This window comes from Oscillospiraceae bacterium MB08-C2-2 (genome assembly GCA_035621215.1).
GTDB lineage: Bacteria > Bacillota > Clostridia > Oscillospirales > Ruminococcaceae > WRAV01.
The window spans coordinates 1633339-1649020 of the sequence record CP141729.1 but is presented as its reverse complement, the minus strand read 5'-3'; the positions used below and the strand labels follow the sequence as shown (position 1 = coordinate 1649020).

The 15682-nt window shown below is 49.8% G+C and carries 12 protein-coding genes; 4 read left to right on the top strand and 8 right to left on the bottom strand.

Annotated features, from left to right (window positions below; all coding sequences use genetic code 11):
* The first annotated feature begins 356 nt into the window (after nucleotides 1-356).
* Complete coding sequence (asnB, locus tag U6B65_07280) at nucleotides 357-2201, top strand: asparagine synthase (glutamine-hydrolyzing) (protein WRS26160.1); 1845 nt, start codon at nucleotides 357-359, stop codon at nucleotides 2199-2201.
* A gap of 76 nt (nucleotides 2202-2277) precedes the next feature.
* On the opposite strand, the gene U6B65_07275 is transcribed toward asnB, so the two are convergent.
* Nucleotides 2278-2946, bottom strand: a complete 669-nt coding sequence (locus tag U6B65_07275) for a DUF6320 domain-containing protein (protein ID WRS26159.1) — start codon at nucleotides 2944-2946, stop codon at nucleotides 2278-2280.
* On the bottom strand, nucleotides 2933-4231 hold the full coding sequence (locus tag U6B65_07270) for a hypothetical protein (protein ID WRS26158.1): 1299 nt from the start codon (nucleotides 4229-4231) through the stop codon (nucleotides 2933-2935). The genes U6B65_07275 and U6B65_07270 overlap by 14 nt, the downstream gene beginning before the upstream one ends.
* A 417-nt stretch (nucleotides 4232-4648) precedes the next feature.
* Between U6B65_07270 and U6B65_07265 the strand changes: the two genes are divergently transcribed.
* A complete protein-coding gene (locus U6B65_07265; protein WRS26157.1) occupies nucleotides 4649-5050 on the top strand; it encodes a hypothetical protein in 402 nt (133 codons plus the stop codon).
* Between the two features lie 129 nt (nucleotides 5051-5179).
* Here the strand turns inward: U6B65_07265 and rny are convergent, their stop codons facing one another.
* The gene (gene rny / locus U6B65_07260; GenBank protein WRS26156.1) at nucleotides 5180-6742 is read right to left on the bottom strand and encodes a ribonuclease Y; all 1563 of its coding nucleotides are present in this window, start codon (nucleotides 6740-6742) and stop codon (nucleotides 5180-5182) included.
* A gap of 252 nt (nucleotides 6743-6994) precedes the next feature.
* Here rny and U6B65_07255 point away from each other — a divergent pair, with 252 nt between their 5' ends.
* Nucleotides 6995-8164, top strand: coding sequence for an amidohydrolase (locus tag U6B65_07255; protein WRS26155.1), 1170 nt, complete (start codon nucleotides 6995-6997; stop codon nucleotides 8162-8164).
* Between the two features lie 259 nt (nucleotides 8165-8423).
* Here U6B65_07255 and U6B65_07250 read toward each other — a convergent pair whose 3' ends face one another.
* Nucleotides 8424-9500 carry a DUF362 domain-containing protein gene (locus tag U6B65_07250; protein WRS26154.1) on the bottom strand — a complete coding sequence of 359 codons (1077 nt, stop codon included), beginning with the start codon at nucleotides 9498-9500 and terminating at the stop codon, nucleotides 8424-8426.
* Between the two features lie 412 nt (nucleotides 9501-9912).
* Here U6B65_07250 and U6B65_07245 point away from each other — a divergent pair, with 412 nt between their 5' ends.
* Entirely contained in the window at nucleotides 9913-10806 is an 894-nt protein-coding gene (locus U6B65_07245) for a G5 domain-containing protein (protein WRS26153.1), read from the top strand.
* A gap of 71 nt (nucleotides 10807-10877) precedes the next feature.
* Here U6B65_07245 and U6B65_07240 read toward each other — a convergent pair whose 3' ends face one another.
* The 4 genes from U6B65_07240 to U6B65_07225 all read right to left on the bottom strand — a co-directional run bounded on the left by U6B65_07240 (nucleotide 10878) and on the right by U6B65_07225 (nucleotide 15618).
* Nucleotides 10878-11807 (bottom strand): magnesium transporter CorA family protein, encoded by a 930-nt coding sequence (locus tag U6B65_07240; protein ID WRS26152.1) that lies wholly within the window; start codon nucleotides 11805-11807, stop codon nucleotides 10878-10880.
* Between the two features lie 444 nt (nucleotides 11808-12251).
* Nucleotides 12252-14366, bottom strand: a complete 2115-nt coding sequence (locus U6B65_07235; protein WRS26151.1) for an ATP-binding protein — start codon at nucleotides 14364-14366, stop codon at nucleotides 12252-12254.
* 40 nt (nucleotides 14367-14406) lie between these two features.
* Nucleotides 14407-15222 (bottom strand): FIST C-terminal domain-containing protein, encoded by an 816-nt coding sequence (locus U6B65_07230; GenBank protein ID WRS26150.1) that lies wholly within the window; start codon nucleotides 15220-15222, stop codon nucleotides 14407-14409.
* 24 nt (nucleotides 15223-15246) lie between these two features.
* Nucleotides 15247-15618 carry a hypothetical protein gene (locus U6B65_07225; protein WRS26149.1) on the bottom strand — a complete coding sequence of 124 codons (372 nt, stop codon included), beginning with the start codon at nucleotides 15616-15618 and terminating at the stop codon, nucleotides 15247-15249.
* Between the last annotated feature and the right edge of the window lie 64 nt (nucleotides 15619-15682).

The window sequence follows — 15682 nt, the reverse complement described above, 5'->3', positions numbered from 1 at the left end:
CCCGGATAGCCTAGAGACACCGAAACGGTGACAATTTTTTTCTATTTGCCGCATATACTGAGTGAGAAAGGCAAAAATAAGGTCAAAGGCGCCCTTGTTATTGAACTATGACAAGGGCGCTTTGCGTTGTTTTATAGTCAATAAACTTGAAAACGAAACCATCGTTTTCAAAAGCAAGCAAAGCTTGCTTTGCACCAAAGGCGCAGTTTTTGCCTCTTAGTATGCCATTCTCCCGCTTTAAAAAAGCGAGAGGACACAGCATCCTGCTGTGTTCTTGAAAACAAGTGTGCTTGTTTTCAAGCTTGGCTACTATAAAAGCTGTATCGACTCTATAGTAGCAGGGAGGATTCTTAAGTATGTGTGGCATTGCAGGCTGGATTGATTTTGGTGTATCCATGAAAGAGCAGGAGAAAATTTGCACGGCCATGTCCCAAACACTGAGCCGCAGGGGGCCGGATGATTCGGGCGTGTATCTGGATACCCATGCAGCGCTTTTGCACCGCAGGCTGGCGGTTATTGACCCGGAAAACGGTCGGCAGCCCATGAGCAAAACTGTGGGGGAGACCCAGTATGTGCTGATCTATAACGGTGAGCTTTATAACACCGAAGAGCTGCGGCAGGAGCTTCTTGCCCGCGGGCACCGCTTTACCGGCCATTCGGATACCGAGGTTTTGCTGTGTGCCTATATCGAATGGGGGGAAGATTGCCTCCCGCGCCTCAATGGAATTTTTGCTTTTGGCGTTTACAGCAGCCGGGAGCAAAAGCTCTTTTTAGCTCGTGACCGAATGGGTGTTAAACCGCTGTTTTATCATCAAACCCCGCAGGGGCTTATTTTCGGCTCCGAAATCAAAACTCTTTTGGCTCACCCCAGCATTACCCCTACCGTGGATGCACAGGGCGTTGGGGAGATTTTTCTTATAGGGCCGGGGCGAACACCGGGACACACCCCTTTCCGTGATATTCTGGAGCTGGAACCGGGCTGCTGCGGCTTTTTCAGCCGGGAAGGGTTTCACATAAAGCCCTATTGGAAGCTGGAGGCCGCTGAGCACCGGGATACACTGGAGCAGACCCGGGAAAAGATCAACTGGCTGGTCAGCGATTCGATCCGGCGGCAGATGGTATCGGATGTTCCCATTGCTTCACTGCTTTCCGGGGGATTGGATTCCAGTATCATATCCGCTGTTTCCGCCCAGCTGTTCGAGCAAGAGGGCCGTGGGCCTCTGACCACCTATAGTGTGGATTACATTGAGAATGATAAATACTTCAAAGCCAATGCGTTTCAGCAGACCAGCGACAGCCATTTCATTGAAATTATGCAGAATTTCATCGGTTCCCGGCACCAGAATATTGTGCTGGATCATATGGATGTGGCAGAGGCGCTGGGTGAGGCAGTCTCGGCCCGGGATTTGCCCGGTATGGCGGATGTGGATTCCTCCCTGCTGCTCTTTTGCCGTGCAATCAAAAAAGAGCATACGGTAGCGGTTTCCGGTGAGTGTGCGGATGAAATTTTCGGCGGCTACCCATGGTACCGCAACCCGGCTGTGCGGGATAAAGCGGATTTCCCTTGGAGCGGCAACACACGCTTGAAGTCAGGTCTGCTTCGCCCGGGGCTGCTGCCCTTTGATCCGGAGGAATATGTGCTGGAGCGCTACCGGGATACAGTGGAGAAAACCCCCAAGCTGGCAGGAGAAAGCCGGGAGGATGCCCGTATCCGGGAAATCAGTATGTTGAATTTCCGCTGGTTTATGCAAACCCTCCTGGATCGGAAGGATCGCATGAGTATGTTCAGCGGCCTTGAGGTGAGGGTACCCTTCTGCGATCACAGAATTGTAGAATACGCCTATAATATTCCGTGGCAGATGAAAAGCTTAGGTGACCGGGAAAAGGGCCTTCTGCGCAGTGCCTTCGAAAAGGAATTGCCCCATGAAATCATACACCGCAAAAAAAGCCCTTACCCCAAAACCCACAACCCCGCTTATCTGGCCCGGGTTAAAGAAATGCTGACAGCGGTTCTGGAGGAACCAAATTCCCCTCTGCTGGAGCTAGTCAGCGCCGCACAGCTGCGGGAGCTGCTGGAAAGCGATGCGGCGGCCTTTACCGTTCCGTGGTATGGGCAGCTGATGAATGCCCCCCAGATTTTTGCCTACTTTTATCAGATCAACTGCTGGATGAAGGAATACAAGGTGCAGCTGGCCCTTTAATCGCTGTGCACTCAAAAAGCTCCCTGCCGCATGAGAATGCGGCAGGGAGCTTTTTCTTGTGTACTATACAGGGGCCCTAAATATGAAAGCGCTTTTTCAGCTCAGTTTTGGTGGTTTTATCTGCTAGGATAAACATCCCTACCAGTGAAATACCGGAATAGAGGGCGGCGGTCAGCGAGGGCCACAGCACTGAAACCTGCTGGAAGGCCATCAAAATAATAGGGACAAAGCCCAGCAAAGCGGTAATGAAAAAATAAATAAAAAAATCCCGGAAGGCCATCCGCTTGAAAATAATGATGATGGTGTTGCTTAAAGAAGCAGTTATCGCCAGAAGAGGCACCACATAGTTCAGTGACCAGTTAACACTTCCGGTGGAACGATCAATGGCAATAAGCAAAAGGGATAGAATGACAAACTGGGTCATAATATTAACCCCGATTCGCCCCCGCTTGCGGAAGGCGGTGTAAACAGCCGCCCAGATGTATAGAATGTTGCTGATGACAATAAAAGACCACCACACAGTGCGGAAGGTGATGATGTTGATGATCAGGCAGACAGCGCCTGCTGTAAGAGAAAGCAACAGAGCAATGCGCACGGCAATGTTGTAGCGCTGAGAGAGATCCTCCAAAACAGGATAAGGCTGGGATTCCGGCTGGTTATTCTGCTGGATTAAAGGCGCATAGCAAAGGGGGCAGCGCTCCACCATGCCATCCACTTCCACCTTGCATTTGTTACAGTATTTCATTGCGGTTCTCCTCGTTGCTTGTGATACAAACGTGCAAACCGTTCTTTGTCAGATGGCGGAAAAAGCTCTTCTGCACTTGCGTTTCTTCAATGGAGGTGGAAAAGCTGAAAATCAGGCGGCTTCCATAAGAGGTGACAGCCAGCTTGAGCCGGTGAAAGGGCGTGGGGTTCAGCAGTGTGGCAAAGCCGGTGATATAATCGGAGAAAAGCTCCGGCATGGTGATCCTTCCCAGATTGGATATGGCAAAAGTGGTGCCGGCTTCTCCCTGATTGTAAGCCATGCGCAGAACGAAGTTTTTCAGCACCAGTGGAACAGGCCGGGCAAAAATGTTATTTTGCACCGACATGGTGTAGTTAAAGCGCTGGGCTAAGTTTTCCCGAGTTAGGGCGGCTTTCATCTGGCCCACTATCGATTGCAGAACGGCATCGAAATCGGCAGGCTGGCCGTGAAAGTTATAGCCCACCTCCACAACTGTGAAAAAGTTGCGGCTGGTGGCCGAGCCGAAATGACCCCTTAAATCCACCGGGATGGTGGCGCGTATAGGCCGGTTCACCGCCCGTTTGGGCATCAGCTCATCATAAATGGCACAGATAATCAAGGCGGCGGTATAGGCTGTCAGGGTAGCGCCCTTGGATTTGGCCAGGGCCAAGACCTCTTTGGTATCCACACTGCCTTCAATAATACGCAGACTGCCACGGGGCAGGAGGGTTCCGCCAATGTGATAGGCCTTCTCCCCGAAAAAGCTTTTCTTTTCACTGGGATCGTAATATTTCTGGAAGCTATCCTCCGCCTGTTGGGCCGGGGAGGCTTCTACATCCAGCGGAGGCAAAGCGGAAGGCTCCTTGAGCAGCAGGTAGGTGGCTCTGATATAGTTATAGGCAATGGTGCGCAGGAACTGATAGGCACCGCTGCCGTCGGAAATAGCATGGAATACCTCCAAATTAACTCTGCGGCGGTAATAGGTCACCGAAAAAAGCAGATTTTTTTGGCCGGAATAGAAAAGGGCATCGCAGGGGCGGCGAGTTTCCAGCGTGACCAGGGGCCGCTGTGTGGTGCGCTCCAAATAATACCAGAAAAGCCCCCGGCGCAGCACCACCTGAAAATAAGGGAAATGCACAAGGCTTTGATCCACCGCTTTTTGCAGGAGAACCTTGTCCACGTTATCCACAAACTCGCAGGTCAGGCGAAATACATTGGTGTTGCGCTCATCGCTTACAGCCGGAAAAATCCGGGCAGCATTATCCAGCTGATACCAGACGTTTCGTGCATCGGTTCTTCCTGCCATTGCGTTTCATCCTTCCAAAATAAACAGGGTAAAATCCCCATAATATCTATTATATACAAATATCCACCGGATTCAAGGCCAATATGGTGTTTTTAATTGCCAAAATATTAGTGTTGCAATAACAGATTGTTCATAATTATCGAGTAAACTTAAGGCATACACTTTGAAATATATTGGTCTGCAAACCAATGGCAGGCCACAGGGAGTCGGGATCGGAGCTGCTCAGTCATCGACTCTGTTTTTTCGCAGCCGCAGATTCAGGCAGCTGTCTCCAGCGGAGTCAATCTGCCATTGAAATGTTGTGCATCTTGATTGTGAGGTGCCGCTGGGGCTTGGCTCCAACTTTGTGTTTTACGCAGCCATGAACCTTCTTGGCTATTAATGATTGTTTAGTATAAGGTGAAAGGATGATAGTCGGTGGAGAAAACGGTTGTTTTTATAACCAACCAATTCAGCTGTGACCGTATTATTCAGGCAGCCCGTGAGGTTGCGGATCAAACCGAAACACAACTTGTGATTCTCTCTTTTCTGGATTCAGAGTATGACCTGAACCCTCAGGCCATTGAATATTTATATGATCGTGCAAAAAAGAGTAGGGCCAGCGCAACCTTTTTGTTTTCTCCCAACCGTCTGGAACATATGACCAAAACCGTGGGGCAGTTTGATAGTGTAAATATCATCACCGGCATGCCCGGCGGATCGGAATCGGTTCTCTATAAGCTGTGGGAGCAGTTCCCGGAAAAGAGTTTTTTTATTGTGGATGCAGAAGGGTGTCTGACCCCGGTTTCCACCCAGCTTAAAAGAAAATCAGCCGGTTAAGCCTGAAAAAACCGCGCTGTGCTGTTTCTCCCCGAAAATAACAAGCGCCCCGCCTTTGTTACAAGGCAGGGCGTATTATTTTGCAGTTCATCATAAAAGGCAGGGAAAGTGTTTACCCGTGGGGCAGAACTATTTAGCGTATTCGATAGCACGGTTTTCACGGATGCAGTGAACCTTGATCTGGCCGGGATATTCCAGCTCAGCTTCAATTTTTCTGCAAATTTCCCGGGCTGTAATCACCATCTGATCTTCGCTGATGATTTCAGGGCGGATAATAACACGAATCTCACGGCCCGCCTGAATGGCAAAGGATTTTTCCACACCCTCAAAGGAGTTGGTGATTTCTTCCAGCTTTTCAAGGCGTTTGATGTAGTTTTCAATGTTTTCACGCCGGGCGCCGGGGCGGGCAGCGGAAATGGCGTCTGCCGCCTGAACCAGACAAGCAACCACGGTCTGGGGCTCAACATCGTTGTGATGTGCCTCGATAGCGTGAATGATCTGGTTGTTTTCCTTGTATTTCCGGGCAATGTCCACACCGATCTGCACATGAGAGCCTTCGATCTTGTGGGTCATGGATTTGCCTATATCGTGGAGAAGACCGGCACGCTTAGCCTGTGCCACATCCGCTCCCAGTTCAGCAGCCATAACACCGGCCAGCTGGGCAACCTCGATGGAATGAGCCAAAACATTCTGGCCATAGCTGGTGCGGTAACGCATCCGCCCCAAAAGGCGAACCAGCTCAAAATTCATGCCATGAATGCCGGTTTCCATAACAGCACGTTCACCGTCCTGCTTGATTTTGGCATCCACTTCCTTCTGTGCCTTCTCCACCATTTCCTCAATGCGGGAGGGGTGAATACGGCCATCCTGAATCAGTCTTTCAAGAGCGATACGGGCCACCTCACGCTTTACAGCGTCGTGGCTTGAAAGAGTAATCGCTTCGGGGGTATCGTCAATAATTAGATCCACCCCGGTGAGAGTTTCCAATGTACGGATGTTGCGGCCCTCACGGCCAATGATGCGGCCCTTCATTTCATCGTTGGGCAGGGGCACAACCGAAACGGTGATTTCGGCCACATGATCCGAGGCACAGCGCTGAATGGCCTGTGCAATAATTTCACGAGCTTTTTGGTCAGCGTCTTCCCGCAGGCCGGCTTCAATGCCGGTAATCCGCAGAGCCTTTTCGTGAACCAGTTCGTTATCCAAATTAGCCAGCAGATATTCTTTGGCCTGCTCGCCGGTGAACCCGGAGATTTTCTCAAGCATCTCAAATTGGTGGTGCTTGATCAGCTCAGCTTCTTCCAGTGTTTTTTCGGCATCGGTGAGCTTTCTTTGCAGGTCTTCTTCTTTTCTTTCCAGCTTATCGGTTTTCTTATCAAGGGTTTCTTCCTTTTGCTGTGCCCGGCGTTCCATACGCTGGACCTCTTGGCGGCGATCCTTTAGGTCTTTATCGGCTTCGCTGCGCATTCTGTGGATTTCATCCTTAGCCTCCACAATAGCTTCCTTTTTCTTGCTTTCAGATGATTTGATCGCTTCACTGACAATTCGTTTTGCTTCTTCTTCGGCCGAACCAAGTTCTGATTCAGCAACACGTTTTCTATACTGAACACCTAAAAAGAAGGCGATAGCAGCTCCAATTGCAAATGCGAAAATACCTGTAACAAGGGATGCGATGACAGCTTGTGAATTCATAAGGCTTTTTAGACCTCCTTTGCTATTAAATTTAAAAGGTTCTATCTGGGCGAATTGAATAAAAATGCAATATATACCCACCTACATTTTATAGCTTAGTGAAGATAAAGTCAAGACAATCTTGAAACAAATCCCACAGTTTTGTGACCAGATTTTTTAGAAAAATGATTGGTGAGGTTGCCTGCCTGAGGGATATAAGGTATACTGATTCAGTAATCACGCTATAGAGGCGAAAGGGATGAACACTTGAATATGGATGCTTATCGGTTGGCAGAGGAATATAAGGATTATATAGTGGAAATGCGGCGGCATTTTCACCGGAACCCGGAGGTGGCGTGGCAGGAGCTTGAAACAGCCCGGGTGGTGGAAGAAGAACTGGAAAAAATGGGCCTTGAACCCAGGCGGGTTGCAGGAACCGGTGTGATCGCTTTAATTGAGGGCGATCAGCCGGGGCCAACCCTTGGCCTGCGGGCGGATATGGATGCATTGGCTGTGCAGGAGGCAAGTAAGGCACCTTATGCTTCCTGTATTCCCGGGACTATGCACGCCTGCGGCCACGATGCCCACACCGCTATTCTGCTGGGCACTGCCCGTATCCTTTTTGAGAACCGGGCCCATTGGGGCGGCAGAGTGTTTTTGATCTTTCAGCCAGCCGAGGAAGTGGCACAGGGTGCGGCACGCATTCTTTCCGAAACACAGCTGCTGGATGCGGTGGAGCGGTATATGGCGATTCATGTTTGGAGCCTGATCCCGGTGGGCAAGGTTTCGGTGGATGCAGGCCCTCGTATGGCGGCTTCGGATTCTTTTCGTATGGCGGTTCGAGGCAAGGGCGGCCATGGCTCCATGCCCCATCACACCATTGACCCCATACCGGTGGCATGCTCGGTGGTCAGCCAGCTCCAACACCTGATCAGCCGGGAGACTGACCCTCTGAAACCGGCTGTGGTCAGCGTTTGCAGCATCAAGGGCGGAAGTACCTTTAATGTAATACCCGGCGAAGTGGAGCTGCTGGGCACCTTCCGTTCCTTTGACCGTGAACTGAGAGAGCATCTGCCCAAGCGGGTGGAGGAGATTGCCCGGGGTGTTTGCCAGACCCATGGGGCTGAGCTGGAATTTGAGCTGATTTTGGGCACACCTGCTGTCATCAACGATGAGCAGTCCAGCCGAATTGCACGGGGAGCGGTGGAAAAGCTGCTGGGTGCCGATGGCGTTTATTCCTATGCGCCCATTACCAGTGCGGAGGATTTTGCTTATTATCAGGAGAAAAAGCCGGGTGTTCTGGCTTTTGTGGGCTGCCGCAACGAGGAACAGGGAAAATGCTGGCCCCATCACCATGAGCGGTTTGATATTGACGAAGAGGCGCTGACCATTTCGGCGGCTTTGTTTGTGCAGTTTGTGCTGGAAAATCAAGCAGAAAGATAACCCGGAATATACTGTAAGCTTGTTTCCTGTATTTGTTTAACGATAGAAACATGCCCCTGCCTTTAAACGCATTATCTACCGCAATCCAAATTAAGCTTAGGAATTGATTCTCCCCCCGCCGAAGGCGGGGGGAGAATCGCTTTTTTGGCATTCTGTTGTGGGAACGCTATAGTTGCTAACATTAAAGGGCACCCGGCTTTCCTGTGTAGTCAGGATGGCGGGAGCCTTTGTTGTTTAAGGAAGGGGAGATGTTATTGGCTTAGCGCCGTTGCAGAGCCTCTGCAATATCCACAGCGCTGGGGGGACAGCCCTTTACAAACTGGGTGCAGCCACGGGTGCAGTTGCCCACACCCAGCCCCTCGGCTGTTTTGCCTCGGAAACCTTGGCCGATCTTGATTTTTTCGCCGGGAGCAAGACCTCTGTCGCCCACCCGGTTGAGGGCAAAGATCAGGGCGGCATAGCAGGCGGAACAGGCACTGTCTTCTTCTATATGTTTAGCAAGGCGGCGGGCAATGTTGCTGGCCTGAGGCAGACCCACCGGACGCTCCTCAGGGTTTAGCTCCAGCACCTGTGTGGAGCTGTCTGCATAAGCACCGGCACCGGCCTGATGAGCCTTTTGCAAATAGCCGATTTCATCGGGGTGATACCCCAATAAGCCGGCACAGTAGGAATCCATAAGAACACCGTCAAAGCCCAGTAGTATTCGGCCTGCGGCCACAGGGTTGCCACCCTCTTCAAAGGTGAGATCGCCGCAGATGCCGTCGATAATGTGGAGTGAAGGCTTGAGCACTGTAGCCAGAGCCGCAATGGGGCCGTGCAGGCCCATGGTGTGGTAGCGCCGCTTTTCACTGTCGGGTATACAGCCCTTCATATTTTTCAGGCAGCAGGTCATATCGGTTTGGCAGTGGGCCTTGAGCACCGGAACATTGATCAGATAGTCCATTTCCAGCGCCGATTGGCAGATCGCCAGCTCCATTTTTCCCGCTTTGACCTTTCGGCTGGTATCCTGCTGGGTATCCACGATTTTAACCCCATACTGCTTCGCCAGCTGGTTGTAGCCGCAGACCTCAAAGGCACGCTTGGTGCGGTCGCCCACCCAAGAACCTTCCAAAATGGTGATATTCTTATGGCCCTTGCCCTGCAAATATTGAATGATGCCCTCCACGATTTCGGGATGCGTTGTGGCACCGCCCGAGGCTTCTTTGGCAACCACCAGATTGGGCTTAATGCCTATTTTCATAGAAGGTTCGATCTGACTGTAAACATTCGCTTCTTCCATCAACTGCCGGGTTATTTCCTGCATGTTGCTGCCATAACCAATATAAATATCTGCCATTTAAGAAAGCCTCCCTTGATCATCCTAACAATCTATAAAGATATTGTATCACAGATACGCAAGGCTTGGATACTCGGGTGCCGGCAGATCTTATTATTATGGCGGATTAAGCCTATTGGGAAAGGATAAATCCACCCTTTAACTGCTGCTCCACTCACTGATTGTAAATTTTTGTGGAATCCTACAAAAGTATTCTTGTACTAGGGGTATAATGCTTATTATTTACTAAAAAACAAGCGAGAAAAATGAAGAATAATGGGGAATCAGGCTATTTAGGGCCTCTCCTGAAAATTTGACAAATAGCAGGGCGAATTTTATAATGGCGTTGTTTTCATTAGCTGTATATTAGCGGCTGAACATTCCTCCTGCCACCGTTAGGGCAGGGCTGAAATTGAGTATAAGGAGATATTCTATGAATAGTCTGATTGAAGGGCAGCAGGCTCTGCGCCGTAACCATCTCGGCCGTCCTTTTGCGTTGCTGGCTCTGCTTGGTGCACTGATCTGCGGCATGACTCTAACCGCTTTCGCAGATTCGGACACTTTTTCAGTGCATGTGGTGGCCGATGGCGAAACCTCCACTATTTTGATGAGCACGGGCGATACTGTTTCGGATGCGCTGTATAAGGCCAAGGTTTTTGTAGAGACAGAGGATCTTTTTGAACCGGCTCTGGATACCCGCCTTAAAGAAGACGATGTTGTTACCGTGCGGCGGGTTACGCATGAGGTATGGGTGGATGAAGAAACCATTGCCCATGAGGTGAAAACTGTGCCCTCCGGCGATTTGCCTCGGGGCCAGCGCAAGGTTACCAAAGAAGGTTCTGACGGCAAGCGGGTTCGTACATACGAAATGAAGCTGATCGATGGCGAGGTCGTGGAAGAAAAGCTTGTGGAAGAGGTTGTGCAAAGCAAGCCCGTTACCGAAGAGGTTACACTGGGCATGGGTTCCCACCCTGTTTCTCCTTTGAATTTCGAGGTGGATTTTGACGATAATGTGGAGCCGGTTTCCTATAAATCGGTGATACGGGGCACCAAATCCACAGCCTATTATGCACCTGCCGGTTCCAAGACAGCCAGCGGCCGGGATGCGATGGTGGGGCATGTTGCTGTTAACCCCAATGTGATCCCTTATGGCAGCAAGCTGTTTATTCAGGCCTCCGATGGAAGCTTCATTTATGGCTATGCTGTTGCAGCGGATACAGGCACATCGCTGCTCAATGGTACTGTAGGAATAGACCTTTTCTATGGAACCTATGGGGAATGTGTGAGCCACGGCGCGCAGAATGTGGATGTTTTTATTCTGGAATAATGCTATAAAACAAAAAAAAGCGTACAGGCTTTGACCTGTACGCTTTTTTTATATTGATTGCAGCAATGCTTTTAAAAGAAATCCTTCTTATACAAAAACCATGCACACAGCCCGCACAGGCAGACAGTCAGCGCAAGAGGGGTGATGATATTGGGGAAAGGCAGATTGGTTACATTCATGCCGTAAAAGCTGAAAACCATATTGGGAATGGCCATTACGATGGTGATGGAGGTAAGCGCCTTCATGACAATATTCAGGTTGTTGGAGATAATGGAGGCAAAAGCATCCATGGTACCAGCCAGAATGCCGGAATAAATGTTACAGGTTTCGATGGCCTGCTTGACTTCAATAAGCACATCCTCCAGCAGCTCCTGATCTTCCTCATAGAGCTTGATGATGCGCCCACGGAAGATTTTTTCCAGTGTGACCTCGCTGGATTTCAGGGCGGTGGAAAAATAGACCAGAGATTTCTCAAGGCTCAGCAGCTGGATCAGTTCCTTGTTTCGCATGGATTTGTGAAGCTGCCGCTCTGTGAGATAGGAGACTTTATCGATCTGTTTCAGATACTGAATGAAGCGGTAGGATATGCGCAGCAGCACAGTGAGCAGAAAGTGAGTTTTATAGCTGGTTTCCACATTTTTAACAAGGCCGGAGCTGAATTCAATGAGAATGGGGTTTTCTGAAAGGCTTACGGTCAAAATGCAGCCGGAGAGGATGATAAAGCCAATTGGCATGGTGTAATACAGGACTGTGTTTTCTTCCTCCTGCTTTTCCGCAACCGGTACATCCACGATAATCAGGGTTTGGTTATCTTCCACCTCAACACGGGAGGTTTCTTCTTCATCCAGCGAAGATTTTATAAAATCCGGGTCAACGCCCAAATCGCCTACCAGGTAGTTGATTTCTTCCGCCGTGGGGTTAATGGCTGATACCCAACAGCCCCGCTCAAAGGCCTCCAACGGGCGAATACGGTTTTCTATGGTTTTGTAATATTGAATCAAGAGCCGCCTCTCCTTTTAATACAGCCGTGCAGAAATCCACAGGCCGTTCCGATTGTAGTTGTGCCGGTTTGTCCGCTTTCGGCTCGGACTGTCCGCCGGGTCGCCCATGGTTTCACCTCCGCAAAATCTGAATTAAGGGAATCGGTTGGCTAAAAAACTATTTGCATCCATAAAAAAGGCTACAGCTACAGATGCAGGTTAAAGCTTTAAAAAACAAGGGACTAAGAGTCGCAGGGTACGACTCGAACAACCCTCGCTATCTAATTATAGCACAATAATCAAAGATTACAAGAGAAACTGAGCCTGCCACAGTGCTGTCTGAGATATTTCGCTATAAATACCCAGTTTTGCCCTGTTTTCCGGGGAATTGGGGCATATCTTTGTTTGCCGGGTCAAGAAAAGCCACTCAGCACAACGGCTTTGTGGCTCCTGTAAAGCATATGCTTATGAAGGCTGTTGGGCCAATTGGCTGTGGGGAAGAATTTTATCATGGGGGAGAAATTCCAGCAGAACCCGGCTGATATCGGCAATTTCAATGGGCTTGGGAACAAAATCATTCATACCGTTTTCCAAATAGACCTCCCGCATTCCCTTTATGGCGTTGGCTGAAAGGGCAATAAGAGGGGTATTCTGGTTAGGCCCCGGTGTAATACGCAGCCACCGGGCTGTTTCCAAGCCATCCAGTTCCGGCATCATGTGATCAATGAAAATCATGTCATAGCTTTTGGAAGCGGCCATTTTGAGGGCTTCCTGCCCGCTGTAGGCAATATCCACCTGTAAGCCATACTGCTTGAGAATTTCCTGACAGACTATTAAATTTATTTCGTTGTCGTCCACGGCCAGAACATGACCCGCCCGAACGGAAAAATCCGCCAAAGAATGGGGGGGAGAGGGCTGCTCAGCAGTTTGCTGGGTTTTGGCCAGACAGTGGGCCACCTGTGTAACCAGCAAAGGCTCAAAGAGAAGATCATTTGAAGCATCAGTCTGATAATCAGAATCCCGCAGCATATTGATAATGGGAATCCGGCGTGCGCCGGGGAACCAATCGCCGTGCCCGGTCAAAACTTCTTCCCAAGGCTCCAGAAGATACAACACATGGGTATAGTTCCGATCCGACAAGCTTTGCAGAAACTGGGGAGAGGAACAGCTTTCCGCCTGCACCTTCAGCCGATTCAATATGGTGAGATAGGCCTCTTGTTTAAAGGTAGTATCTGCCAAAAGAAGCACATGGTAATCTTCCGGTGTGCCAAGAGGGGCAACCGGAGCGGGAGAATGAAATTTCTGGGGGATAGCAAAAGAAAAGCAGCTCCCTTTTTCATACGCGCTGCACACCTCCAGACTGCCGCCCAGAAGCTCCACGATATGCTTGGAAATGGCAAGCCCCAGCCCGGTGCCTTCCTGCAGCCGGTTGCGTATGGTATCCAGCTGGCTGAACACCTCAAACATCTTATCCTTTTCTTCTTCCCGTATACCTATGCCGGTATCTTCCACCACAAAATAAAGGGTAATGCAGTCGGCCTCTTTCTTTTGAACCGAAACGGACAGTCTAACCCAGCCCTGCTCTGTATACTTTATGGCGTTGCTGAGGAGATTCAGCAGCACCTGCCGCAGGCGTAAATCATCCCCAATCAAGGTGAGAGGAATGTCGGGAGCAATATCAACTGTATAGAAAAGCCTTTTGTTTTCCGCATTGATGCCCATCAGGTTGGAGATACCCGAAATCAGGGAAGAAAAATCGTAGCTTTGCTCAGAGAGCTCCATTCGCTGGGCCTCTATTTTTGAGAAATCCAGCAGATCGTTGACAATGCGAATCAGGGAAAAGGAGGAAGCCGATATATTTTGAATGTATTCTCTTTGGACAGCACTCAGTGAAGAGGCCTTTAAAAGATCGGACATACCCTTAATCGCATTCAGTGGGGTGCGCAGCTCGTGGCTCATGGTAGCCAAAAAACGGCCCTTGGTCAGAGCGGATTTCTCCGCCTCCTCCTTAAGCAGGGTCAGCTGGGTCATATCATGCATCACCAGCACAATGCCCATACAGCGTCCCTCCACATCGATGGCGGGGGAAACGGTCACATCCAAATGCAGCACCTGTTCATCCTCTTGAGAAAGCCGCTCCTTGTAAATCTTAGAAACCTTTTTCTCATAGCATTCACAGCAGAGCTGCAAGGTTTTTTGCACCCATTGGGGAGAGAATCTCCGCCCAAAGATGGTCTGAATGGTTTGCCCGGTCAGGTCATAAAGGCTTGAAAAGCCAAGATATTGGTGGCAGGCCTCGGTTCCCAGCACAAAGCGCAGACTCTGGTCAAAAACGAAGATCATATCCGGGCAATTAGCCAATAAGAGCTGATTATAAAAGAATTGAAGTTCTTTTTCCTCAGCGTTAAAATCCCGCAGGCGCTCCATATTTTCGGTTACCAAGGCAGAATAGGTCTTGTCACGCTCCAAACGGATAATGCGCCGTCTGAGGTTTTCGGCCTCTCGCACCGAATCGCTGTAAAGGTTTTTCAGGTGGGAAAGCTCGGTTCGCAGTGCATCCTCCACTTGTCTGTGAGACATGGGGTATCACCTCCGGGTAGCATAAAAGCGCAGTACAAAATTAAACCGCCATCAGTGTGATAGCAGAGTTAAATGCGCAGTTCTTCATTTCAGGGCCTTCGCCTGTCTGGCGAGGGCTGATTTCACCCATGGCGTAAAAGCCACAGGCTGAAAGTCGGCTTAGAATGGGGCTGCTGGCAATGCAGGCACCTTCTGCGCTGGTATCACCGGACATAATCAGGTAACGCCCACCACAGGCTGCTACAAACAAGGTGCTGTACTGATATTTATCTGTGTTGTTTTGGGCAATTTTATTGGCCATTTCCTCAAAGCAGGCTTTGTTGGTGGCAATAACATCTTCCCGGCGAAGCACTGAAATGGCAATTTCAAAGCCTTGGGGCATCTTGCCGGTAAAGGTGACCGCTCCCGTGGCATAGTCAACGTTGACAATATGGCGGATTACCCACTGGCTCCTGTGGGCGCCTTTTTCATAGGTAAGCACCGGGCTGGAGGCATAGGAGGCCAGAGAGCTTTCCAACATATGGCTGGCCTCGGTTACCAGGCCGTTTTTAGCCATAAATTCCAAAAAGGTGTATTCACCCACACGGTAGACCACATTCCCCTCCGAATGGGTAACAACGGCTCGATTCAGCGGCAATGCAAGCTGTGCCTGTGCTGTGGAAAAGAGCGGACGAAGGTGTCCGGCCAAAAGAACCAGCAGAAGGCGGTCGTGGTGAATTTCTCCATTGGCAAAAACCCCGGAAACTGGTGTGGCGAGGTCATTGGAGGCAACTGCTCCATAAATAGGGCAGCCGGCAGAGATGCGGTCAACAGTTTGGGTAATATCCTCGGAGGTTATTTGACTGCTGAAAGGCATTAGGCTGAGAATGAGCCTTGGTTCCTACGGAAGCTGCTCCCGGGCCTTTTCATAAGCAGCACAAACCGCATCCTCACTGTTTTGGGCATTGAGCGGTTGGGTCAAAGCTGTGGAAACAACCAAATCCTCATCGCCGGTAATGACCATAAAGCTGGTGCTGATATCTTCTGCTTTGCCAACGTGGATAAAGGCAAGAGCGGTGCAGCCATAGATCTTAAAAGTATATTTTTGTGAAAGCAAAGCAACCACTTCTTTATAGTCAATGGTGGAATCGCAGATCAGGATTCCCAAAGAATTTATCCCAAAGGTTACATTTTCTTGAATTTGCTTATCCAAATTTGTGCATAAAAAAGCCATATCGTAGGTTTCGCTGGAACGAGCTGTAAAAACCTGCATAATAGGATTCCTCCGGGCATACTGCAATCAAAACGCAAAAATCTATTTTGATGAAAAATGTCGA